This is a genomic window from Acinetobacter sp. BMW17, from assembly GCF_001592855.1.
Lineage (GTDB): Bacteria > Pseudomonadota > Gammaproteobacteria > Pseudomonadales > Moraxellaceae > Acinetobacter > Acinetobacter johnsonii.
On the sequence record NZ_LSOD01000040.1, the window covers coordinates 1 to 22,164 of the forward strand.

28 protein-coding genes and 1 pseudogene are annotated in these 22,164 nt (G+C 38.0%); 8 read left to right on the forward strand and 21 right to left on the reverse strand.

From position 1 onward, the window contains the following. Positions 1 to 127: 127 nt before the first annotated feature. Positions 128 to 595, forward strand: coding sequence for an Imm30 family immunity protein (locus AXW61_RS12250; protein WP_081408302.1), 468 nt, complete (start codon positions 128 to 130; stop codon positions 593 to 595). Positions 596 to 735: 140 nt separating this feature from the next. Here AXW61_RS12250 and AXW61_RS12255 read toward each other — a convergent pair whose 3' ends face one another. The 16 genes and pseudogenes from AXW61_RS12255 to AXW61_RS12325 all read right to left on the reverse strand — a co-directional run bounded on the left by AXW61_RS12255 (position 736) and on the right by AXW61_RS12325 (position 10,842). Beyond that, on the reverse strand, positions 736 to 1,314 hold the full coding sequence (locus tag AXW61_RS12255; protein WP_062034506.1) for a lysozyme: 579 nt from the start codon (positions 1,312 to 1,314) through the stop codon (positions 736 to 738). Positions 1,315 to 1,325: 11 nt separating this feature from the next. Beyond that, a complete protein-coding gene (locus AXW61_RS12260) occupies positions 1,326 to 1,697 on the reverse strand; it encodes a hypothetical protein (RefSeq protein WP_062034507.1) in 372 nt (123 codons plus the stop codon). Between the two features lie 74 nt (positions 1,698 to 1,771). Further along, positions 1,772 to 1,936: a hypothetical protein gene (locus AXW61_RS17530; protein ID WP_155858673.1), complete on the reverse strand. Its 165-nt coding sequence runs from the start codon at positions 1,934 to 1,936 to the stop codon at positions 1,772 to 1,774. A 267-nt stretch (positions 1,937 to 2,203) separates the two neighbouring features. Next, positions 2,204 to 2,389 (reverse strand): annotated as a pseudogene (locus AXW61_RS12265) (peptidase U35); the annotation flags it as partial. Between the two features lie 37 nt (positions 2,390 to 2,426). Continuing rightward, positions 2,427 to 4,097, reverse strand: a complete 1,671-nt coding sequence (locus AXW61_RS12270) for a terminase large subunit (protein WP_062034509.1) — start codon at positions 4,095 to 4,097, stop codon at positions 2,427 to 2,429. A gap of 8 nt (positions 4,098 to 4,105) precedes the next feature. After that, a complete protein-coding gene (locus AXW61_RS12275) occupies positions 4,106 to 4,567 on the reverse strand; it encodes a terminase small subunit (protein ID WP_062034510.1) in 462 nt (153 codons plus the stop codon). A 109-nt stretch (positions 4,568 to 4,676) separates the two neighbouring features. Further along, positions 4,677 to 5,627, reverse strand: a complete 951-nt coding sequence (locus tag AXW61_RS12280; RefSeq protein WP_081408303.1) for an HNH endonuclease — start codon at positions 5,625 to 5,627, stop codon at positions 4,677 to 4,679. 419 nt (positions 5,628 to 6,046) lie between these two features. Continuing rightward, positions 6,047 to 6,223 (reverse strand): hypothetical protein, encoded by a 177-nt coding sequence (locus tag AXW61_RS17535; protein ID WP_155858674.1) that lies wholly within the window; start codon positions 6,221 to 6,223, stop codon positions 6,047 to 6,049. Positions 6,224 to 6,327: 104 nt separating this feature from the next. Beyond that, complete coding sequence (locus AXW61_RS12290; RefSeq protein WP_062034512.1) at positions 6,328 to 6,711, reverse strand: hypothetical protein; 384 nt, start codon at positions 6,709 to 6,711, stop codon at positions 6,328 to 6,330. Positions 6,712 to 7,217: 506 nt separating this feature from the next. After that, positions 7,218 to 7,460 (reverse strand): hypothetical protein, encoded by a 243-nt coding sequence (locus tag AXW61_RS12295; protein WP_240487466.1) that lies wholly within the window; start codon positions 7,458 to 7,460, stop codon positions 7,218 to 7,220. Between the two features lie 78 nt (positions 7,461 to 7,538). Continuing rightward, on the reverse strand, positions 7,539 to 7,757 hold the full coding sequence (locus tag AXW61_RS12300; protein ID WP_062034514.1) for a hypothetical protein: 219 nt from the start codon (positions 7,755 to 7,757) through the stop codon (positions 7,539 to 7,541). Positions 7,758 to 8,195: 438 nt separating this feature from the next. Continuing rightward, complete coding sequence (locus AXW61_RS12305; protein WP_062034515.1) at positions 8,196 to 8,750, reverse strand: hypothetical protein; 555 nt, start codon at positions 8,748 to 8,750, stop codon at positions 8,196 to 8,198. A 10-nt stretch (positions 8,751 to 8,760) separates the two neighbouring features. After that, on the reverse strand, positions 8,761 to 9,192 hold the full coding sequence (locus tag AXW61_RS12310) for a hypothetical protein (RefSeq protein ID WP_062034713.1): 432 nt from the start codon (positions 9,190 to 9,192) through the stop codon (positions 8,761 to 8,763). Between the two features lie 160 nt (positions 9,193 to 9,352). Next, complete coding sequence (locus AXW61_RS12315; RefSeq protein WP_062034516.1) at positions 9,353 to 10,156, reverse strand: helix-turn-helix domain-containing protein; 804 nt, start codon at positions 10,154 to 10,156, stop codon at positions 9,353 to 9,355. 11 nt (positions 10,157 to 10,167) lie between these two features. Continuing rightward, positions 10,168 to 10,617, reverse strand: coding sequence for a phage regulatory CII family protein (locus AXW61_RS12320; RefSeq protein WP_062034517.1), 450 nt, complete (start codon positions 10,615 to 10,617; stop codon positions 10,168 to 10,170). A gap of 39 nt (positions 10,618 to 10,656) precedes the next feature. Continuing rightward, the gene (locus AXW61_RS12325) at positions 10,657 to 10,842 is read right to left on the reverse strand and encodes a Cro/CI family transcriptional regulator (RefSeq protein ID WP_062034518.1); all 186 of its coding nucleotides are present in this window, start codon (positions 10,840 to 10,842) and stop codon (positions 10,657 to 10,659) included. 100 nt (positions 10,843 to 10,942) lie between these two features. Between AXW61_RS12325 and AXW61_RS12330 the strand changes: the two genes are divergently transcribed. From AXW61_RS12330 to AXW61_RS12365, 7 genes are all read left to right on the forward strand, one after another. Continuing rightward, a complete protein-coding gene (locus AXW61_RS12330) occupies positions 10,943 to 11,590 on the forward strand; it encodes a S24 family peptidase (RefSeq protein WP_062034519.1) in 648 nt (215 codons plus the stop codon). Between the two features lie 155 nt (positions 11,591 to 11,745). Beyond that, positions 11,746 to 12,075 carry a hypothetical protein gene (locus AXW61_RS12335; RefSeq protein WP_062034520.1) on the forward strand — a complete coding sequence of 110 codons (330 nt, stop codon included), beginning with the start codon at positions 11,746 to 11,748 and terminating at the stop codon, positions 12,073 to 12,075. Next, positions 12,072 to 12,665, forward strand: a complete 594-nt coding sequence (locus tag AXW61_RS12340; protein WP_062034521.1) for a hypothetical protein — start codon at positions 12,072 to 12,074, stop codon at positions 12,663 to 12,665. Before AXW61_RS12335 ends, AXW61_RS12340 begins: the two co-directional genes overlap by 4 nt. Before the next feature lie 225 nt (positions 12,666 to 12,890). Beyond that, entirely contained in the window at positions 12,891 to 13,070 is a 180-nt protein-coding gene (locus AXW61_RS12345) for a hypothetical protein (protein ID WP_062034522.1), read from the forward strand. Positions 13,071 to 13,222: 152 nt separating this feature from the next. Next, a complete protein-coding gene (locus tag AXW61_RS12350; RefSeq protein WP_062034523.1) occupies positions 13,223 to 13,906 on the forward strand; it encodes a tetratricopeptide repeat protein in 684 nt (227 codons plus the stop codon). A 702-nt stretch (positions 13,907 to 14,608) separates the two neighbouring features. Beyond that, on the forward strand, positions 14,609 to 14,959 hold the full coding sequence (locus AXW61_RS12360) for a hypothetical protein (RefSeq protein WP_062034525.1): 351 nt from the start codon (positions 14,609 to 14,611) through the stop codon (positions 14,957 to 14,959). Positions 14,960 to 15,814: 855 nt separating this feature from the next. Next, positions 15,815 to 16,648 (forward strand): hypothetical protein, encoded by an 834-nt coding sequence (locus AXW61_RS12365; RefSeq protein WP_062034526.1) that lies wholly within the window; start codon positions 15,815 to 15,817, stop codon positions 16,646 to 16,648. 133 nt (positions 16,649 to 16,781) lie between these two features. Here AXW61_RS12365 and AXW61_RS12370 read toward each other — a convergent pair whose 3' ends face one another. The 5 genes from AXW61_RS12370 to AXW61_RS12390 form a co-directional block, all read right to left on the reverse strand. Then, complete coding sequence (locus tag AXW61_RS12370) at positions 16,782 to 17,087, reverse strand: DUF6527 family protein (RefSeq protein ID WP_062034527.1); 306 nt, start codon at positions 17,085 to 17,087, stop codon at positions 16,782 to 16,784. Positions 17,088 to 17,095: 8 nt separating this feature from the next. Next, positions 17,096 to 17,611 (reverse strand): glycosyl hydrolase 108 family protein, encoded by a 516-nt coding sequence (locus tag AXW61_RS12375; RefSeq protein ID WP_062034714.1) that lies wholly within the window; start codon positions 17,609 to 17,611, stop codon positions 17,096 to 17,098. A 248-nt stretch (positions 17,612 to 17,859) separates the two neighbouring features. After that, complete coding sequence (locus tag AXW61_RS12380; protein ID WP_062034528.1) at positions 17,860 to 18,417, reverse strand: hypothetical protein; 558 nt, start codon at positions 18,415 to 18,417, stop codon at positions 17,860 to 17,862. A 95-nt stretch (positions 18,418 to 18,512) separates the two neighbouring features. Further along, the gene (locus AXW61_RS12385; RefSeq protein ID WP_062034529.1) at positions 18,513 to 19,742 is read right to left on the reverse strand and encodes a hypothetical protein; all 1,230 of its coding nucleotides are present in this window, start codon (positions 19,740 to 19,742) and stop codon (positions 18,513 to 18,515) included. Between the two features lie 93 nt (positions 19,743 to 19,835). After that, complete coding sequence (locus AXW61_RS12390) at positions 19,836 to 22,154, reverse strand: hypothetical protein (RefSeq protein WP_062034530.1); 2,319 nt, start codon at positions 22,152 to 22,154, stop codon at positions 19,836 to 19,838. Positions 22,155 to 22,164 lie beyond the last annotated feature (10 nt).

Sequence of the window (22,164 nt, forward strand, 5' to 3'; positions counted from 1 at the left end):
AAAGAAGAGTTTAAGGAAATTTTGGCAATTTTAAGAAAGCAGAATCCTGATAGGATAAGGGTTCTGTGAAATTTGTCGTGTACAGAGAATTTTTCTCTAAAAAAACAAAATTTAGGAGTTTATAATCATGGTAGCTCATGGACTTGAACAAGTACTCAATAGCTTATCCAAAGAAATTCAAATTAATCATTTTAATAATGTCGAAAAAATTGATACAAAACTTGCTGAAATTATGGCTTTTAATGATTGTTCAGTTATTCGCCCACTTGTGCGATTAATCGAAGATAATGCTCAATATGATGAAGCTGTATTTTCAATTATTCATAGCATAGAATCATTTAAAAATGATGCATATATAGTTGAAATTATTAATGAATTTACATATATGGTAAAGAAAGCACCTAACTGGGCTACTATTTTGCTTATAAGAATACTAAATAGTAAAACTGCAAGAGAATGCATGATTGATAAAGTTTCTTTAACTACTCCAGCAATAAAAGACTCAATTTTATTTCTTTTACAGCGTATCAATGCGGAAAAACCTAATTTTTTTGAAAAAACAGCTGCTCTAATGAAAGTAATAAATCCCATTTAATATAATGGCTGTTATAAGAAAGCCCTCACTTAGAGGGCTTTCTTAATTCACACACTGCACACATACAGTGACATGAACATTTGTCGAAATCGAATGTGCTGTGCAGCCTGAAAGCAGGATGCACAGCATTAAAGCTTTGATCATGATAGAAACAAAGCCTTTTCTTTTGCACGTCGATTCACAAGCCCTTGCATACGTTTACCGCCTGCATTCACCCATACTTCGAACTGATCCGCGGCACCGCGAATATCATTGGCATTCAGCTTTTTAACTAAAGTAGATTGACTAAAAGCACTAGCCCCAATGTTATAGGTAAGTGAAACTAAGGCATCGAACTGATTTTGATTAAGTTGCACTGTGACTGCCTTATTTACAGTAGCTTCAAACTTCTTTAAATCATGCGCCATGTATGCCTTAGCCTGTGCTTCCGTGCAGGTATCACCTTTCTTAACTTTAATGCCGTTCGGATAAACTGTGGTACCGAAACCAATCGTCCACACTCCCACCCCATCGTCATAGGCAATAAGTCGCTTACCCTCGAAACTACAGATGAGATCCACGCCAAAAGGACTAACGGTCATCTGGTCGATCGCAAGACCCAACATATCAGCCACTGATGCATCTGTAGCTGTGGCAATCACTTGATTAGCAGCATCAACTTGTTTTTGAGTAAGTGTCCCACCGCTGATCTTTCTTAAAAAATCAAGTATTTGTTTCATTTTTCACTTACTCACTTAAACATTGCTTTAAAAGCTGATCGAATTTCAAAAATTAACTCACCAATGGTTTTACCACGTAACAGCTGGATTGCTTGATACCAGATGCCAATTAACAACATTCCAAAAATCGCAAAGATTAGCATCACAAAACCCTGCGTCATATGCGAATAGACATGCCAGCCATAATATTCAATAAATGCTGAGCCACCATATAAACTAATCGCCACACTAAATGTGAACTTCATGATCACACCCAAAGTGATTTTAATTCGCCCTTCAGTGTCGATATCACCACTTAATGTAAGGGCAAAGATTGCCCCAACCACTGCTGCAATAATTTTGAAAAGCCATAGTAGGCCCTTGATACTTAATGGGTCATTCATAGACCACTCCTAATTTTTGGCAATAAAAAAGCACCCAAAGGTGCCATTCACTTATTATTTGACAGTTATGCAGTTTATGAAATTTCTTGCACACCCAAATCATCGCTACGCACAGCATCATCTGGTAACTCTGCACGTTGTAGCTCTTCTGCATAAGCCACTGCTTCATCATGGCTGTTAAACTCCATTTCACGCTCAATACGATAAATTCGATTTGTCACAATTTTAAATTTCGTCATGATTTCACACCCTAAATAAAATCTTGATCATTACTGTAATAACGATCGCTATAGTTAATACCCGTGATTGTCCCGTCTGCTGATTTTTCAGTGACCAGGAATAAGTCACGCTTTGAGTCACTTTCATCTGTGATGACGTACTGAGAGCAACTGATATTACCCTCGTACTCTAAAATCAAATCCGAAGTAGGTGCTCTCGCTAGAGTAATGACGTGGTGCTCACCCGCTACTCCTGCTACGCCGATAACATCTACTGTTTTATTCGGTAATCGGGCTTCGCATATCGTGATGAAATAGCAATGGCATAGGTAGTTTGAACTTCGCCCCCTTTGGCACCATGATGTCTTTCGATCGATCTTGATTCGGTGTGCTTGCCGTACCGGTAAATGTTCGCTCTTCCTCATCGACGCTTTTAATCTCAAAAGAGCCGAATGACTTATGTAGAGCAGACATAGCCCCTCCAAAATGTAAAAACCGCCAATTAAGGCGGTTATATGAAATGTATTTCGTAATCTTTATTTGTAGGTTCAGGGTTCAAACTCATCAATGCCACGGCGTTAAAAGTCGCAATTAATGGATCAATTTTCCCAATTCCCGAATCTTGCTTGGTAATCCGCATACCATTGCTGACCATCACGACCCGAGCATTTCCAGCACACCAGGTCATCAAGTCTTGTCCTGCATGGTAAAGATTGCCCTCTGCTAACTTACGCTCGGTTGTCATGATATAGCCCATCAACTTATGACCTTGAGGAACTGCGAACATACTTTCTTGTGGGATGCCAACATCAAGAAGACCATCTAAAAGACCACCGAGCCCTAACGGATCCAGCCCAATTTTGTTGAGCTTACCGCTGTCATAAACCTGCTTTGCAATTAAAGCTAAGTCATCAATATCTTCGCCCACTTTTTCAACAATTGTTAAGCTTCCTTCATCCTCAAAGTCTTGGTATTTAGGAATGTTTTCTTTTCGGCGTTCTAAGGCAACTTTATTTGCCCATGCATGATTCCAAAGCCACCAAATACGCGGATCTGCTTTCAAACGGCCAAGAGCCGAAAAGCCCAACAAGTCATCAAGCCCACCACCATCAATACCTAAGGTAATAACTTCGGACTGCTCTATTAATTGTTCAAGCTTGATTTTTTTAGACTGCTCTAACCAATACTCAGCACCCGCCCAACGGTTTGCCCGTAGATTTATCCCAATTTCTACATTTAAGCGTTTGGCTAGAAAGTCTCGGAAGTCTGTTTCCTCTCCATCGCGGGATTGATCAAAGTCATCTTCAAGCTGTACGGGATCTACAGAAGTTCCATAGTTTGGATTAGGAATATGAAAATTCTCTTTTTTAAGATGCTCTCCATCCTCAATCCACTGTTTTGGAAATTCATAAATCAAAGGTAAAAACTTGTTGTTTTCCTTTATGCCATCCCGAACATCTCGTGCGTAATCTAGTTTCTGCTTGAATACACCACATGGTTGTTCATTTGCTTGTGTTGTCAGGTAAATTACACAACCTTCAGGACGTGAAGCTAAGCCACCTGTAGCCTCACGGAACATACTCGCAGCACCGGCATTCTTTTGAAATAAGTGAAGCTCATCAATTAAAATCCATGAAGCTTTTTTACCACCTACCGTATTCGACTCTGCTGCAACCACCTTCAGGGTGGCGTTCGTAGATCGATGGGTAATTGTCTTGGTATGCTCTGAAATATTTAGTAATTCACTTAACTCATCATCTGCCTTAATCGCATCGCGAATAGGATTGAAGGAGTTATCCGCTACTTCTTTGGTTGGAGCCAAAATAATGAGCTCAGCTGAACCACGATCATTCATAATTAATGCAGTTAGCATAATGAATGCAGCAAGCGTAGATTTTGAGTTTTTCTTTGGTATCAAAAGGAAAAACTCACGTATTAACCGCCGACTGTCATCCTCACTATATGCACCAAAAATCGAAGCAACGAACTCAAAAACCCATGGACGAGTGATTTCACCCATGGTTGGTTGGCCAATCACATCAGTCACAATTAAACTTTTGAATACCTCTAAAGCCATTTCAGCCTCATGAGGGAATAAAGGCTCACAAGGAATTAATGATTTTCCTTTGACAATCTTTTCTTCCCAATCGGGGCAACTGGTACTCCAACTGAGTTCTGTCATTTTATTACCTAACTATAATTTGCTTTACGTGCAGCCCGAGTAGCAAACCTACCAGTGCCTTTTGCTGCAGCATGGGCTTGCTCTTCTTGAGATTGCTTTTTACCTTTATCTGCCACTTTTCCATGGAAATAAGGTAGAGCTGCTTTTGCTGCATCCATTCTTAATTTCATGTCTTCAACGGGATCTGTCCAGATTTCTTCTAAAAATTTAAGCGGGTCCGCTTGACTGCCAACATTGTCGATATCATTTTTTGTGACTATTGGCTTTGGATTGGATTTAACATCCCTGTTAACATCTTTAACATTTTTAAGTCGTTCAAGCTGAGCAATCACATCAGAATCTTTCGCCATTCTAGAGCCAGCTTGTGAGGCTGTTTCAGGGCTACAACCCGCGAAAATAGCGGCTTCTTTATTATTTGCACCATCAAACTTAGCTTGGGCAAATGCCTTCTTTTTTGCTGTTAAAGCCATATGCCCTCCTTTAACATTTTTCTGAAAATGAAAATTTTTTTGTACGTGCGATGGGGGGTGATAATTTATAACGAAGGATATTGAAGTTAAATACTCCCCCCATCCCCTGCTAAATCAATTGATAAACACTATCGCTCTTTGCTCCGTTGCACTTCCTGCAAGCACATCTCAAGTTTGATTCAACATGCAAACCACCTTTGCTTAGTGGGATAATGTGGTCTATTTCTGGCGCATTATCTTCACAAGTTCCACGTAAATTCTTTGGTGTCTTAATACCGCAAATGTAACAGCGATATTTGTCACGCTCTAAAATAAAATCAGGCTTGATAGGATCGGCAAATCTTGCACCTCGCTCTAAAGCTTTACGTCTAGACTTAGCGGCCTTCTTAGTTTGCTTATAAGAATCGGTTTGTTTGTACTGTTCTTTCTTAAAGCTTACGTATTCTTTACGGCAAGTAGGATGAACCGATACATATTTGGAGTAAACAATCTCGCCACAATGCTTACAAAGTCTCGAGGCTCTTGCTCTTCGTGCTATTTGTTTGACAGCCATGATCTCACCAACAACATGTGCATCAACAATAGGCTTGGGTTTATTGTGTTCAGCAATGCGCCTTAATGCTCTAATCTCACTCTTGATGAATGCTTGCCACTTAAAGCCACACTCTCTTGAGCAGCACAAACCAGCGTCTCTACTTCCGTGACTAAATCTCTTGATCTCATCTTTGCACTGAATGCATATCACTATTCTGTATTTGGGTTTGTTGTTGCTGCACTTTCTTGAACAGTACTTGCTGTTCCTCTGCCTTGGCTTAAATGCTGTATTGCATATCCGGCAGTTTATTTCGGGGTAGTCCTTTGTTTGCCATTTGGCTCTGCTGTTATTTGCCACATGAACCAATCTACAATCTTGTGAGCACACCACCGATCTCTTTTGGTATGGAAGGAACAACTCACCACAAACAATACAAGGCTTATGACTCTTCCATTCTGGCTGCTTATATAGTTTCGCTTTATCTTTACTGACAAAGTGAATTGATGCAGAATTATCAGCAGTCATGTTTATCTCCAATAAGATAAGTGTGATCAAAAGCCCTTCAAGATTGCCGTCTTTTAGAGCTTTGATTTGTCTAATAATTATACCACTTCACTACATATACCCTTGTTTTATTTCTTCTTTTGCCTTAACAGAATCGTGACAGTTTCGGCATAATGGCTGCCAATTCGACTCATCCCAAAACAAAGTTTTATTACCTTTGTGTGGAATAATATGATCCACTACATTGGCCGCAGTCACACGATTAAACCTGTCTTTGCAATAGACGCACAAAGGGTTGCTCTTCAAGAATCTACCTCTGACCTTTCGCCAATCGTGGTCGTATAGCTTTTGATATTCCCTCCTAAACCCAGCATGCTGTTTGACTTGCTTAGGCGCTACCGCTTCAAGTCTACTCTGCAATCGTTGTAGCTTTGGCATGATTAATCATCCATATATCTAGTACTGTCTGACTCTTCCTGCTCCTCGAGCATTAACAACAGCTCGTTATTCAGGTTCGTTTGTACTTGCAGCTGACTGATCAACTGATTGTTCTGCTTTACTACCTCAGTGAGTAAGGTGAGCAATTGCTTTGATGATGGGTTCTTTTGACTGCTCATACGTTGCCTTTAGTTTATGTCGACGTTGCTCACATGATTTACATGACATTAAAAAACCACCCGAAGGTGGTCATAAAATCCAAATTAATGGCTGTAGAAGTACTTCATTTCAAAAAATGTAAGTTTCTAGATTGTCTTTTTACATAAACATAAGCACCAATTTGCAAAGCTATCAGATAGCATGCATTTCGAATAATTACGATATAGGCTTCAGATTGTCCAAACAGTAAATCCGTTACAAAGGTAAAAAGAATCAAAGTTAGATGCACATAACTACTTTGTTTAAACTTATTATCTGGGGCATGCTTAGCATTTAAATATCCTATCCCTACAAATCCAAGAAAAAACACTAAAGTGCCAAAAAATGTACTAACAAGTTCATATTGTTCTGGTGTGTATTCCCAAAGGGTAAACCTAATAACTGCCGTTAATATAACAATACCCAAGAATGAACCAACAATATGTTGGATGTAATAATCTAATTTCATAGTTTCACTTTTAATAATTATAAAGTGCTGAAATTATAAGACAGTTTTTGAATTATTGACACACTTAATGATAATAAATCTTATTTACAGCATTAAAAAACCCGCCAATAATACATATTGAGCGGGGTTTCATTTGTCATAAGACGTTCATCTATTTACTTAATATCTTTTACTTTAAGGCAATTTCGGCAAACCTCTAACTCACCATCTTTACAATGATGAATTTCCACTACGCCATGTAATCCGAATAAGCATTTCAATAATTGAAACATTCAATATCACTCTCAGTTAATATCCATGTGCATCGAATATTTAGGGGAAAAAAAACCTGCACCTTGGGGAAGGTGCAGGCAGAAAACTGATATTAACTATTCATGGAGAAGCTAATGTCGAGCATTCTAGTCGGTTTTATGTGAATTGTCTTGTAATTATTGGTAACGCTATGTAAGTTTAGGTTAATATAAAATTTAAAATCCCACATTGCTTATTTTTTATCATACCAATAATTAACTTAATAGCTTTGGGGTATATTCAACCGTAAATTCTGAATCATATTCGGTCTTTATAATTTTAAATAACTCACCAAACATACGCTGATATTCTTCAGCTGTATCATTGGCTTTCTCTATCCTTTGTGTAGCATCAGCAACAATCAGTAAAAGTCTTTCATTTTCAGTCCGTAACCTTTCGTTTTCTTGTATTGAGGCTGACAATAATGACCTTAAATCTTCTTTAGTTAAAACGCTCATAATAATGGCTCGGTTTTTTCTAAAGAGTATAAGAAATTGAGGCATTAAAAAAGCCCATCGTATGATGAGCTTCTTAATTCAATTGTTTTTCTTTTTCAGAATTGACTCAACTCGTTTAGTTACATCCCATATTTTCATCTCAGAATGTCGCCAAAAGTTAAAAATCTCATCGCCTACTATGTATTTTTGTTTAATATAATTTGATGATTTATTCTTATCAACCTCACTTGCATTAAATCGTGCTTTACCCAAATCCACTACCTGACCATCAAGGTCGCCACCAATACAGATATTCATATTATTTTGCCTGCCATAAGTAACAGCCTAAATATAACACAAACAAAAAAGCCCACCATAATAGTGAACTCTTTAGTCTTCATTTCAATTGGTACAAAAAAGGCCCATCAGATGATGAGCTTTTTAAAGGAAACTAAATCAAAGCTGGCGAATTTCTGACTTTAGAAAATCGTACCCTTTATTTACTATAACTTTCGCTATTTCGTTGCTTAATAATTGTTCTTTATTAAGTTCATTCTAAATACTCTCATATACACTATCAACTGCAAGATTAAGACTGTATTTGATAATATTTTCAAAAAATTGTTCCATATTAAATTCCTTTTAAATGGTATTTAGAAAAATGCACATCCTGTGCAAATTACACTAGGTCTCAGATAAACTGTAATATAACCAGTATAGTGAAACTATAACGTAGTCTTCGCTAAAACGAAATACCTATGCTTTTAATTCATCGTAAGTATTTCTCTTATATTTCTCAATTGATTTTGATGCCTCATTAATAGCTGATTCAATTGCCATAACCATAAGCTTCTCATATTGCTTCCATGTCATACGATAATTATCAACGTTCATTTGCATAGTGTTAATACCAGCATAGTACAAACGCCCCTGTGCAGTAAAATTAGCCTCTAGCGCAGGATTTAATGCAAAGTCGATAACCATACGAGCAATTAAATAAGCCAAGTGCCCTATACGAATTTGTTCTGGCTTTCGCTTTTTATCTGCCACGGCGTTTTGAAGCATAATGTTTGCTAGGTGCGTACGAACATATTCATAATCACTTTCGCATTTACCTTCAAAGACGATTATTGCCGTAACCGACTTTGCCAGCTGTGTATCCATAGCGGCAATAGCACCCAAGCGATCTTCATAATTCAGGGGTTTCTCTCCAGTGCCATGTAAGGTTGGTTCGAAGCTTGGTGACTTTGCAGTAATGCCACGAGTCAACCATTCAAATTGTTCAAATTTGTCTGCCATAACTACACTCATCCCTTTCCCCTCAAAACTTCGCTAATCGTTGAAACACCAACATGGCTGCATCACGCGCATGTTCATTGGTACGGCCTTTCCAACCTGTCATACGGAAAAAGTCTGTGGCTTTCTTTTTGGTGGCATTGGCTGCGGGATGGATCATCTTGTACAGATAGCCTTGTTCCTTACACCAGTCTTCCCATATTTGGGCATCGCGTTTGACTGATCCAACGCCCTGAGCCTTTTCACGACCACCAGTGAACCAAGTTCGTTGCCGAGCATCTTCAATATACAAACAGACGTTTTGAGCACCCCATGTTTGTACGGAGTCTTTCACTTTGCTCATGGCTTGAGTAATGGATAGGCTCTCAACCTGTTCTAACTCTCCACCCTTGCCACGATCTGCTGCAACAGCAAAACCTGTCTTCACCCCCGTATCAATTCCAATCATGATTTTCATGCGTACATCGTCCCCAATTCGTTTTTGTTGTTCATAAATATTGCGTTGACCCCACCGACATATCCGCACCATCCAAAGCGTTCTTTCCAGTAATACCAACGTCCGTTGATGCATTTCTAAAATGTTCCATCGGTTTCGATGTGTGTTGCGCCGTGTGGAATCATGCTGCCCCCTGCAAACTGCCAGTGAAGCCAACTTGCTTGAGGTAGGGTTCCCATTTCTTCGCCTGTGCTGGGTTCATGAGTTTGATGGCAATGCGTGATGCCAGTTGTTCGTAGGAATCACCCGGTGCGCTTTGCTTACTGGCAAACTCTGGGTGATGGGCAAGTTTTTGTGCAAACGTCGAGATTTGTTTGTCAGTGAGTTGCTTCGGTTCGGCTGCAGGTGTTTTGCCGTATCCCGTTTTGGTTTCTTGGGAGTACTTGGTTCGGTATGCATGTAGCAGCCAATCGGCAAAGTAGAAATTCAAAAGTTCATCGCAAATGGTTTTGTCTTGGTTGTAAATTTCAAAGGCGCGTTTTTCTCGTTCCACCCATTTTGCTGTCATGAGGGTCTCTGGTTCGATGCTGTCATCGGCCAAAGTAATTTCTTCACGAAGTTTTTTTGAGCAAAGCCAGTCTTTTTTATTTTTAGATTCTATTGGAAGATTCCTTGGGAGATTCTGTGTCCCAATTTTGGTACTGGTTGGATGATCTTCCCGACCGACCACGCCCAGCAGTTGATAGACTTTTACGCCGTTACCGATAATTTTCCCTGTGAACTTAATCAAGGATTTTTCTTCAAGGCTATCTAAAACTTTGATGATGGTTTTGCGGTTCATCTTGGTGTCTTTAACTATACGCATAATGCTTGGATAGCATTTGTGGTCTTCCCCTGCGCGGTCTGCCAGTGAAAGTAATATGAGGCGCTGTGTAGAACTGTCTACTTCCGCTCTCCAAGCCCAAATCGTTGCATCTAAACTCATATGGGTTACCTCTATTTGTCGTCTACGCACTGGTGTATTTGTGCATCCAGTTCGGCCAGTATTTCGTGTAGTCGGTGAATGACCTTAGACATGTCTATGGCTTCCCCGCGTGTGATGCGTCCATCTGCCATCATTTCTTTAAATAGCGTGTAGACGTTTCCACCTTTCATCCCAAAGCTCAGTACTAAGTCTGTGAGTGCTGTATCTCTGCATTCGGGTATGTCAGGCAGGTTGATTGCGACTTTGCCGTGTTGGGCATTGAAGCTTTGTAGTATTCGGTAGTCGTTTGTCAGCGCCATCAGCTTGGATGCTTCAACTAGCGTCAAGTGATGGGTGTCTGTATTTGTATTGACTTTGCTATTGAGCACGGCGGGACTTTTGATGCCCATTCGTGGCGCAAGTGCGTTTGCTCCACCTTTGTAGTCGTGCACGGTGTGATATGCAGCATCTAATATGTTCATAACGGCTTCCTTTGAACGTGTTTATCTATTCGATGCGGCTTAAATTATTGATGTGTCTCTTTTTAAAGGTGATTGCCCTTTAACTAAATCCCTAATCTGATATTCACGTACTAACGGTATTTTATTTTCAGGCCATTGACTTATTGCTTGAGAACTAATTCCCAACTTCATAGCCAAATCCGTGACATTACAATTCAAAAGCTCTAAGGCTTCTTGTTTTGTCATTTATCAACCCCTTAAAGGTAACTTTTCTTACCTTATTAAATAACATAAACTTACCTAGTCAAATGGTAAGATTCCTTACATTCATGATGGACAATAATTTATGGAAACTTTAGGGACTCGCCTAAAAGCATTAAGAAAAAATAAAAAAATTACTCAGCAACAAATTGCTGATGCAATCGGCGTATCTAAAACTTCCGTTATATATTGGGAAAAAGATGACAACCTCCCCAAACACGACAGCTTAATGGCTTTAGCTAAAGCGCTTTCCGTGACACCTGAATATTTATTAAATGGCCAACTAAAAGACAACACTGAGCCAAATATTTCCTCCTCACTTCCTCTCTTTGGCCGATTAATACCTGTTATTTCTTGGGTTCAAGCTGGAGTATGGACAACTGCTGAGGCTGTTCCTGTAGGTATGCAGTTTGAAGAATGGTTACCACCAAACCCAAAATGTGGAAAACATGGCTACGGATTAAAGGTTGTTGGTGAGTCAATGCTTCCTGACTTCCGGCCTGACGACAAAATTTATGTAAATCCTGACTTTCAGGTAAGTGACTTAAAAACTGGGGATTTAGTTATTGTGTCATGTGAGGGTGATAAAGCAGCAACATTTAAAAAATTAATTGTTGAAACAAACAATATGTACTTACAACCACTAAACCCAGAATGGTCTGAAAAGGCAATTGCTTTAGAGGATGGATGTAAATTGGTCGGTAAAGTTGTTGGACTTTATCGTGATGCTTAATCAGCAATTATATTTTTCTACATGAAAAATACATAGGAGGATGTTCAACAGTACAACAAGAATTAAGTCAGTTTTGAATTGAATTATCCAAAATCTTAATAAAAATTTTTAGCAATCATTAAGATCACAACTATGTATAAGGTAGATAAAATATTATGATGAAAGAAAGCAGTTATGAGCTGGATGACAATGGAGTTTTAGTCCTTTGTACACCATTTCGTATGAAATTTACGATTGATGAACCTGTGCCTGTTGATGTAGCTATAAGAAGTATTAAAAATTTTGAAAAACTACTATTAAGAACTACTCCTTTAGTCGAAGCCACATTAAAAAATCAAACGATTACATCTACTGAAATTTTTGTGCAAGAAGTAGTTGAAGGTTCGTTTATCATAGACTTTCTCATCAAACATGTTTTAGGTGAAAAAATGCAGAAAAAGCTGAAGATCTACTTCATGACGTTATTAAGGATAATGCAAAAGTGAGAACTGCAGTCGGAATAGGTGTAGGTATTGCAATTGGTGTTGCATCTACCGCTTATTTTTCTGCCGAGAAAAAGCCTACTCCTCCCGCAATTGAAGCACATCAAAGTGTAATTATTCAGGCAGCAGGTGATATCAACTTATCATCAAAAGATATTAAAGCCTCAATTGAAAAAGATGAAAAGAAATTAACAGAAGAAGTAGTAGGAGCAATGTCACCTGCGAAGCTCACAAAAGGCTCAACCTTAGAAATTGAAGGTGTTCAAACTCAACTTAATGTTAATGCAGAATCAGTTAAAGCTATCCCTGTAAAATATGTTCCACCACAGCAGGATAATAAAATTGAAGAGTACAAAAATACAGATATCTACATTTTTGCAAGTGACCAAGATAAAAGAACATCTGGATGGGCAGGAATTGTTCCTCAATTATTCGAACAACGCGTAAAATTCAAACTTGCTGATGATATTGACCCATTTCAATTACACGGCCATAGAAATCTCAAAGCTGATATCGCTGTTGTCAAACAGTTTAATCAGGCTACTCGAAAATTTGAAATTAAAGAAGTTATGATCCTTAATGTCGCACTATAAAGATGAATAAAATTAGCTCTCACTAGATGGTGCATATTAATTAAAAAAGCCTGCTTGTTGCAGGCCTTTTTTTAATTATTCATCATCTTCAATTAAAACTAAATCTTTCTGATTTAATTCTACGAGCAAATCCGCAATGCGAAACTGCATCCTTTTGCTGTAACGGAGGATCATATTACCAAGCAGTTTAAGAAGTATCGGGACCTATCTGGTGCGTATGATCATTTGGAACTGAACCAACGACCATCGCTACATGACTTACGTGCCTTAGGTATTTACAACATCACGCAGAAGTATGGAAAGAAGTACGCGCAGGCACTGGCTGGCCATGCAACTGTGAAGATGACGGATCACTATTTAGAAGGACATGAAGCGCCTAAACCTGAGCGGATTAGCTATCGTTAGTCATGCCAATAAGCTGATGCTTTCATTAAATGGATCATCAGCTTTTGATTTCATATAATCGCCAGTATGTTAAATGTATCTAAATTTCTATTCTTATAAAGTATTATTAATAATCTAACGAATTAAATATTATTTCGATTCAAAGGCAGAAAATGAAATTTTTTAAACTTATCGCTATTATTTTGGGGTTGGTCTTTTCCATAGAAATCTTAGCGAATCCAACGTTCTCAAATGATTTATTAAGCGAAGCTAAAAATGGCGATGTACTGGCACAATATAACCTTGGATGGATGTATGACAATGGCGAAGGTGTTGTACAAAATTATGAAAAAGCATTTGAATGGTATAGTAAGGCGGCTAATCAAGGGTTTGCAATGGCGCAGTATAATCTTGGTCTGCTGTATCAGAATGGTCAAGGTGTAGAAAAAGATAATAAAAAAGCATTTGAACTATACAATTTAGTAGCTGATCAAGGGTTTGCGATAGCACAGAATGCAGTAGGGTTTATGTACTATAGCGGTCAGGGGGTAGCACAAGATGATAAAAAGGCATTTGAGTGGTATGAAAAATCAGCTGTACAGGGAGATGATCTTGCTCAGACCAACCTTGCCTTGATGTATGACAATGGTGAAGGTGTTGTACAAAATTATAAAAAAGCATTTGAATGGTATAGCAAGGCGGCTAACCAAGGTAATGCTCAGGCACAATATAATCTTGGAACGCTGTATCAGAATGGTCAAGGTGTAGAAAAAGATGATCAAAGGGCATTTGAGTGGTATAGAAAAGCCGCTAGTAATGGGCATCCACAAGCGAAACTAGTGCTTGCAGAACTTTAAGTTTTTTTAAAATTAACATAATACAGCTTATACGTAATTCAATTATTTATTTCATATACTTCAATGTGTTAATTGGTTTGATAAATCCCAACTCAACGGATCATTATTTAGAGGGTCACGAAGCACCTAAACCTGAGCGGATTAGCTACCGTTAGTCATACCAATAAAGCTGATGCTTACACAACTTGAATCATCAGCTTTTGATTGCATATATTCGCCAGTATGTTAAATGGGACTGATTTCTTTCTAGTTTAAAAGTTTTAAAGCTTCACTAAGCTATAATGATCCTTAAGTTAATAAATAAGTATTTGATAGTGAGAAAAGATAGTCGCCTTTCCAGAATGCTATATGTCCTTTTACATATGGCATATTCAAAAATTAGTAAATTTAGAAACTTAATTGGTTAATGTATAAATGAAGCGAATATTTAATTCAGATTATGGTGTTTTTTGTTGTCCTCATGTTTTTCATCAAGAAAAACCAATTTTACTGGTTGTTCGTGATGATGATGGAGATTGACAGTTCTTGTGCGGTTACGATACTTTTGGACCAGATCAGAACTGCCATTTGGTTGGGATGGATCATTTACTGGAAAGAGATACGATTAATCAAGCATGGAAATATTTTAATTTAAATGATTGATCATTATGTAAAGGACCTAGTTTAAATAAAATGTTAATTAAACGTTAGAGGATTATAACCTTGTTTCAGGATTATCAGACTATTCAGCGTATCATTTGTAATAAGTATAACGTTGAATATTTTCCTTCCCCATTAGACAAGAAGATTGGCATCTCACTGAATATGAAAGATGATATTTTGCCTATTCATGGTTTAAGGCACCCACCTGAAGGAGATACAAGTGGTTGGTATATTTGGTGTGGGGAGGATTTAACTAAAGACGAAGACTTTTTTAAGCCATTACATGTAAAGCATTTAGAAAGTTGGAGCCCCAAAATACAAAAATTTTTAGGATTGCCTCCTGGATGGAGGTTTTTAATTGCAGATGATTATGAAGATGTATGGTTTGACATATCATTACTCGAAGTTTAAAGGGCAGCATTAAACTCTTATGGGCAGGTATGATTCTAAATTTTAACCTTCTCTAAAATTAACATAATACACCTTAAACGAAATTTATTTTTTTATTTCATATAATTCAATGTGTTAATTTCTTTGATAAATCCCAATTCAGATATATTGGGATTTTTTAATAGTTTATGATGAAAAAAGAATAGATGTCCAACTAGTTATTGATTTAGTTACCGTTAGTCATCGTTTTTAAGTTTAAATGGGCGAGTTTTCCACATTGGGGAATTACGCCATTCCCCGAATATTCCCCGAAAACAAAAAGCCCACTTTTTAAGTGGGCTTTAATGTGTTGAAATATCAACGAATTTTGGTAGGTATATCCAGACTCGAACTGGAGACCTCTACGATGTCAACGTAGTATCTTTGCAGTAAAAACAATAGCTTATTTTAATATGGGATAATCTTGGTCTAAACGTGACTTTATCCACAAGTCTTAGAATCCTTGTGTAAGTCTATTTTATCACTGATTTAAAAATATCAAAGATAAAATTAAAGTACTCACTTGAGGGCTTCTACTTCTGGCCATACTTCACTCAATCGTTCGACATCAATTGCGTGGCCATCTGCTTTTTCTGCCATGCTTCGATATTCTGCTGTGCAAGCTTCGAGTAACTCACTGTTGGTAATGGTGTACTCAATAATATCGAATGTCAGGTGACCCTATGAGTTTAACGCAGAATTATTTTAGCTGAACTGGCATATTGAGTATAAATGACGAAAAAATTTGTTTATAAATTAACTACAAAGAATTGGTTAGAATTAGTACACTAATACCGTTTTCTATAAGACTTTGACAACACACTAAAGAGCTTCTGAATGAATATAAAATTTACTTTAATAAGCCTAACTACTTGCCTTGTAATGACTGGATGCACCACATTAGATAAAGCAATTTTAGGAATGCCACTTGAGAGAACAATTACCCCAGAAAGTGTAAAAAAATATAATTCACCTCAAGAATTGATTAATGGTGAAAGGCTTAATGGAGATTCGGCTGGTGTTGGTCGATTATATAAACCTAATTTAAATCAAGTAATAATCCCTTATAAATATTTTCAGTCATTATGTATTGCGCAAGGTGGAAGATTCTATCCAATTTTAATCAAGAACTCTCCATATATTGGAAGTTATGAATGTCAAAATAATAAAAATCAATGGGCTGTAAATATCGAGGAAACTTCACGTACTACAGATGGAATATATTTATCATCAAATGTTTTAGATAACACGACATTACGTATATATAAATCGATTAAAGAAGATAATGAAAAAGAAAAACTTAAAGTAATTCAAGCACAAAAAACACGTGAAATTGCAGCTCAACAGCAATACCAACAGCATTTGCTAAAGAATGCACCTAAAGCTAGTGATATTGGGGCTACTGTATGTAAGGACACGAATGTTAATGAATACACTGGAATGATTGTATTAGGTCAACCACAATATAGAGAAATTCAAAATGCTCGGGTTATTGCTAATTTAGAAAGTATGGGTAATGGTAACCAAAATATTAAACTTAATATTAAAGGATGGTTAAATCATAATGGCGGCATAAGCTCAGGTCCTGGTGTGGTTTACAATCAGACCCCTTTGGAATCAGGACGTGTAATATGGGATAACAAGAAAGATTGGTATAAGTGCAATTATTAATCAATATCTCTCATAAATAAGCCCTCACTTGAGGGCTTTTCAATTCACACATTGCACACATACAATGACATGCACCTTTGTCGAAATCGAATGCGCTGTGCAGCCTGTAAGCAGGATGCACAGCACGAAAACTCTAAACATCAATTGGTATCATATCAACTGTTTCCCCTGCCAATTCATGATGACAATCAGATAAAAATTGAATCTTTCCATCTGTCAAAAATAAGTGGCAGCGACTTTCTGGGTGATGATCATTCACCAGTAAGGGTGGCGTAAATGTTGGTTTATTTACATCACCATTAAAAGTCCATTTGCTGCCATTTGGATGTCCACCCACATGAAATGGATGTAGATATTTGCAGCCAGGGCATTTGAATAAATACATACCACTGCTCCAATGTTCCAAATAAGGAGTGAGTTGGATTACATCTTCAGTCATATCAACTCCTAGTTATCCTGAGCAGCATATTTCAAGTTATCCGCTACACGATTCACCCACCCTTTACCGTACGTCGACCATGTTGAAAGTGATGTGTAAAACTTCAATCGTTCAGCGGTTAAGCTAAGCAATACATCGTTTAGATCTAAAGCATTCACTGCTGCAATTGTTTTAGGTCCAATCAAGCCATCAGCCGTCACACCTGCAACCTGCTGGAGTTCAATGATTGCCCGTTTCTTCCCCGCATTAATAGCAAAATCCCAAAGCTGGAATGTAATGGCTGAATGCAGACCGTGACCGCCTAATTTATCCCACCAGTCTTTTTTATAGATTTCTTTTGCTTGGACCAATGTGATGTTTTTAATATCAAGATTAGGGTATGTATTTGCAGCTAAGCCAAACTTGGTGCCTTTTAATACACCTACTCCAACCTTGCCACCAGTCCAGTTTCCCGGATCGCGCCGATCTGTACTATAGCCACCCTCATGACCGATTAGCCTTCGGAATGCCTCATCAAAAGTGATTGAATCGACTGGAAGTTTTGCAAAGCCTAAAATGGTCGGCTCGGGATGTAATTCAGGTTGATATTTCTTTTTACCGAAATACGCCAGTGCGGGCAGTACAATGGTTAAAATTAATGAATGATATTCAGATGGAATGAGCTGTGCATTGATTCCTTCTTGCAACAAAACAGGAATTACACCCAATAAAAAAGCCCCAATTAGGGGCCATTTGACGCTGGTATATTTCAGCGCGTTTTCTTGTAAGAAATTCATTTTTCCTCTCTCATGTTTCGTTCGTAAAGCTTGTTGCGGATTTCTTCAACAGTTCTTAAAAGTTGATCAGATTGTTTTTCAAGAACCTGAATACTCTGGGCGTTGGTCGTGGCTTGAGTATTTACTGTGTCTGTTTTGCTCGTCTGAGTATTCCATGCGACGACGAATAGACCTGCCAAGAAAATGCCACCAAAGCGCACAAGATTAGTAATGCTGTCGATTTTGGTTTTACTTTCATGTAGCACTCTGATCTGTGAATCCACCTCTTTAAATCTTGGCTCAACTTCATTTCTGAGCTGCTTAATCTCACTTTTGAAGTTTGACTTGGCCCGATCCAGATCATCTTGTAGGTTGTCCCGAGTCTGAGTTAAGTCATTGCGTGTCTGTTGATGCTCCTTATTGAGCTGCTCTAACTGCATGTTCATGCGGTCGAGCTTTTGGGGCATTTCAGCTAACTTATCCATGTTTTTGGATATGTCGTTGATCTTGTCTGATATGGCAATAAGCTGCCCTGCTGTCGCTACTGGTGGATCAGATGAGTAGTCATTTGGCATTGTGCCCCCTAAATTTTGGTAATAAAAAACCCTGATCTAATTAAAGATCAGGGTTGGTGCTGGTTTGTTGGGTAGTTATATAACCTCAATCCAATTTACATTCGCTTGTCACTAATTTTTGATGCTAATTCTGTATTGAATAAATGGACACAGTCTATAAGTTTAAAATCATATTTAGATTTTCTACCTTTTAACATATCGACCATCATAGACTCGCAACTAATTTGTTTATCAGAATTTCTTATTTGTTTATAATAATCTTTGTAAAGATCCTGAACTCTTGTTCCTGGTAACAGAGTCCACAACCCCATACCGAGTGTATGAGTTAACTCATAGGGCCCATAACCTTTTCCTTTACCTAAGCTTGGATACTCCCACCTAAATACACCATTGCTGCCATCCATAAAATTATTCATCAAAATAGTATCGCCTTTTCTAACGACAACTCTTTCAAAAAACTGTTTTTCCAAACCCACTCTATAGCTTTTAAATTGAAAATTCTCTTTTGAATCTTTTGGAAAAGCACCCTGGAATGACCACAGCAGAATAGGCATTCTCATGAAGTGAGATGCATCGGCAACAATATTCTTTTTAGGTTTTTTCACCGTAATATTTTTTGTATCGCTATAACCACTATATGCAAATGTTGGATGATTGTCCCATGTGCCAACATCAAATAACCAACGCCCATTATCTAAGGTACTTCGCTGCTTGAAAATTTGTGCTGTATAATGATTAATTTCTTTCAATGTAGGGTTGTTTGGATAAATTCTAGATAAATTTGCTGCAGCGCCAAGTGTAAAAAATTCTTCATCAATAATTGCTCTATGAAATCCTACTTTTTGATCTGCTTGCATCTTCCAATCTAGTCTTTGCTTGAGATTTGTAAATGGTTTTTCACCCCATTGCCATGCAGGAATACGGTGCCAAATATCTTCCACGTCTTGCAACATTTGTTTTGTATATTGTGGGTACTTGTTCTTACTTAATACCGCATAAGTTGTTAGAAAATATAAAAACTGCGTGTCATTCAATCTTTGTTGTTTGGATTTGAAATCTAGCTTATTTCCATTTTTTTCAAAGAAACTGTTTACATAGAAATCGAAATCTCTCTGTAGCTCTTTATCCCCTTTTTCATACGCATAGAACATTGGAATCATGAGGAAATGTGAAGCATTGTAGCGCTTATACGGTTGCCAAACATTAGTTTTTAAATATGCTTGCGCTCCTAATTTCGAATTGGGAGAAGCACTTGTCGGACTTAGTAAGGTAATAAAGGAAATCATTATTGCCAATAATAGCTTTAGATCGATTACTTTGGACATAATGATTTCCTTAATAAATCTTTGTATACCTAAAATAGTTTGATCGCTATAAAATTTAACTTCAAGTCTATAACATGAAGAAAATATCCTATATTAGATATATCCCATCGCAACAAGCTTTGGCACAATGAAGTTATCGACATAGTAATCACTTGCGAACGTGTCTAAATGCACTCCATCGCTCGACACGCTCGGTGGAATCCATCCGCTTGCTTGAGCTTCTGTATCTGCTGAAGTTGGTGTAATTCCCAAGTCTGTCCACAATTTAGAACTCATTAACCAATTCTGAATATCAACATACCGATTCTTATACTTGTTCTCGAGATAAGTATTAACTTCAAGAACACCACTTCTTACCGCTTCCGTTACATCACGATTAACATGATGCCCCAAAACGATATAGCGAGAATCGGGTTGCACTAACTCAATTTGACGTACAATTTCATCGTAAGAGTTTTTAGCATTCTGTGTTTGTGACGCAGAACCGTACTGAAGATTGTTTTTTGCTGTCTGAATGATTGAAATAGAGCGTTTATAACGAGCTAGATTTGGCAATACTTTGATTGCACCACTTACAGTCAATGGTTCACTTAGATTTTTAGGTGTGAACTTACCTGTTTGAAAAACAACTTGTCCACGAACCCCGTTGTCTAAAGTTACCCACCATTTCGTAAGCGATCCTACGGGATTAAGCGTATTCATACCAAAGTCACCCGCATTCGTCCATGTGATGTCGTATTCAATATCATTCTGCAAAACCGTATCAGTTGCAAAATTCATGTAGTACGTTCCGTATCCGCAGAACATAGCTAATGTCTGCGCATGTGTTGCTGCAAAACCACCGCCAATGTATTCACGACCTTTTGAACGAACTAATTCACGGAGCTTGGTTTCCATATAAGCCATGCTTGAGCTACCCAAACCGATTACACAGTTGTCAGGGTCGGACTTTACAATACTTATATTCGATAATGCTGCTGTAATCGCATCCGCAATATCTTGTGTACTCGCTATCTTCTTCCAAGCGCCTTGCCAAACTCCGCCCATCGAATGCCGTGTATATGTATTCCCTGTTACTGTTTCGGCTTTAAAGAAGTAATAACCATTGTTCGCTGTATTCAATAATGAAACTTCAAGCATTAAAGTGGCATCTTCTGGTCGATCAGCAAATGTCAATACTTTAGTGCGCTGAATATTATGATAACCCTCAGCATATTGGATAATTGCAGTGTTGCCACCACTATTAGGAATTTGATTAATAAGCGCTTTTCTACGTGTGTCAGTCCTAACAAGCGGGTTTGCTGCTTTTAAAGCAGCATCATAAGCAGAGACTTTACTATCAATTACATTCTCTGTTGCAGCTACTTGCCAAGAGGTCACAACATTATTTTGATCTTTATATGCGACATAAGTTTTATTATTTGCAGCATGAGCCGTGTATTTAAAATAACTACCTGTATAGGCTTTGATTTCTTCAACCATCAAATGGATGGATGAATCAATTGGAGCATCACTATAAGTAAGTACAGTTGTACGTGGAATATCCCAGCGACCCTCAGTGTATTCAAAGATTGAAGTCTTGCTTGTATCACTTGTTGAGATTGTTGTGATTACACCGATTGAGCGTTGATTCGGATTGAATTTTGGATTCTTGTTTGCTTCGGCAATCGCTGCTGAAACATCACTAATCCAATCGTAAAAAGTGTCTGCAACACCAGTCCCTTGCCGATAAAAACTTAACCCCTGCCGTGTCAATTCAATCGTTTGATATACAAAAGCATCACTTTCTTTGACTACATTGATTTTTGCACCACCAAGCGCGGTTATTCCAGTAGGGTAGCCAAGAGTTATGTATGTACCATCATTAATAATCGAAAGTAAATCTGAACTTGAGATAAAATAATTCCCAGATTCTAGTGTATCTAAATTTGTTGTCTTTAAAAGACGCGATCCAAGCTTGCTATCAGTGTAGGTTTTTGACTGTATCAGCGGATCATAAGCGCTCTTAGTTAAACTTGTCGCCCCTGGCGACGCTCTATAATAAAGACCCTCGTTACCGTCGTAGCTTCCAATGTATACGAGCTGGTTTACTCCTATAGAGCTAATGTACTGATTTGCTTCCGCTAGAGTTGAGTAGTATTTACTAGCTGCCGTGCTTAGATTTGAAAGAGCAGTACCAACATCTGAAAGAGCAGTATCAACATCTGCTTTGTTGGCTTTAGGTGTTACTGCAGCAACAACCTCTTCGCGCGTCATTGTATTAATTTGTGGAACGCTGGCAAGCGTATAAACTTCTCTACCTAGTCGTGTTTTAATCAATTCACCAGAGGGGCCATTAATAACGTCTTCTAAAGTTTGCGCATCTTTTTGAGCATCAATAAGCTCTTGCTTGGTAATTACCTGATCAGCCATGTTTCTCTCC

Coding starts and splice junctions, on each gene's coding strand:
- AXW61_RS12250 (WP_081408302.1), top strand. CDS start 128: ATGGTAGCTCATGGACTTGAACAAGTACTCAATAGCTTATCCAAAGAA.
- AXW61_RS12255 (WP_062034506.1), bottom strand. CDS start 1,314: ATGAAACAAATACTTGATTTTTTAAGAAAGATCAGCGGTGGGACACTT.
- AXW61_RS12260 (WP_062034507.1), bottom strand. CDS start 1,697: ATGAATGACCCATTAAGTATCAAGGGCCTACTATGGCTTTTCAAAATT.
- AXW61_RS17530 (WP_155858673.1), bottom strand. CDS start 1,936: ATGACGAAATTTAAAATTGTGACAAATCGAATTTATCGTATTGAGCGT.
- AXW61_RS12270 (WP_062034509.1), bottom strand. CDS start 4,097: ATGACAGAACTCAGTTGGAGTACCAGTTGCCCCGATTGGGAAGAAAAG.
- AXW61_RS12275 (WP_062034510.1), bottom strand. CDS start 4,567: ATGGCTTTAACAGCAAAAAAGAAGGCATTTGCCCAAGCTAAGTTTGAT.
- AXW61_RS12280 (WP_081408303.1), bottom strand. CDS start 5,627: ATGACTGCTGATAATTCTGCATCAATTCACTTTGTCAGTAAAGATAAA.
- AXW61_RS17535 (WP_155858674.1), bottom strand. CDS start 6,223: ATGAGCAGTCAAAAGAACCCATCATCAAAGCAATTGCTCACCTTACTC.
- AXW61_RS12290 (WP_062034512.1), bottom strand. CDS start 6,711: ATGAAATTAGATTATTACATCCAACATATTGTTGGTTCATTCTTGGGT.
- AXW61_RS12295 (WP_240487466.1), bottom strand. CDS start 7,460: ATGAGCGTTTTAACTAAAGAAGATTTAAGGTCATTATTGTCAGCCTCA.
- AXW61_RS12300 (WP_062034514.1), bottom strand. CDS start 7,757: ATGAATATCTGTATTGGTGGCGACCTTGATGGTCAGGTAGTGGATTTG.
- AXW61_RS12305 (WP_062034515.1), bottom strand. CDS start 8,750: ATGAGTGTAGTTATGGCAGACAAATTTGAACAATTTGAATGGTTGACT.
- AXW61_RS12310 (WP_062034713.1), bottom strand. CDS start 9,192: ATGAAAATCATGATTGGAATTGATACGGGGGTGAAGACAGGTTTTGCT.
- AXW61_RS12315 (WP_062034516.1), bottom strand. CDS start 10,156: ATGAGTTTAGATGCAACGATTTGGGCTTGGAGAGCGGAAGTAGACAGT.
- AXW61_RS12320 (WP_062034517.1), bottom strand. CDS start 10,617: ATGAACATATTAGATGCTGCATATCACACCGTGCACGACTACAAAGGT.
- AXW61_RS12325 (WP_062034518.1), bottom strand. CDS start 10,842: ATGACAAAACAAGAAGCCTTAGAGCTTTTGAATTGTAATGTCACGGAT.
- AXW61_RS12330 (WP_062034519.1), top strand. CDS start 10,943: ATGGAAACTTTAGGGACTCGCCTAAAAGCATTAAGAAAAAATAAAAAA.
- AXW61_RS12335 (WP_062034520.1), top strand. CDS start 11,746: ATGATGAAAGAAAGCAGTTATGAGCTGGATGACAATGGAGTTTTAGTC.
- AXW61_RS12350 (WP_062034523.1), top strand. CDS start 13,223: ATGAAATTTTTTAAACTTATCGCTATTATTTTGGGGTTGGTCTTTTCC.
- AXW61_RS12365 (WP_062034526.1), top strand. CDS start 15,815: ATGAATATAAAATTTACTTTAATAAGCCTAACTACTTGCCTTGTAATG.
- AXW61_RS12370 (WP_062034527.1), bottom strand. CDS start 17,087: ATGACTGAAGATGTAATCCAACTCACTCCTTATTTGGAACATTGGAGC.
- AXW61_RS12380 (WP_062034528.1), bottom strand. CDS start 18,417: ATGCCAAATGACTACTCATCTGATCCACCAGTAGCGACAGCAGGGCAG.
- AXW61_RS12385 (WP_062034529.1), bottom strand. CDS start 19,742: ATGTCCAAAGTAATCGATCTAAAGCTATTATTGGCAATAATGATTTCC.
- AXW61_RS12390 (WP_062034530.1), bottom strand. CDS start 22,154: ATGGCTGATCAGGTAATTACCAAGCAAGAGCTTATTGATGCTCAAAAA.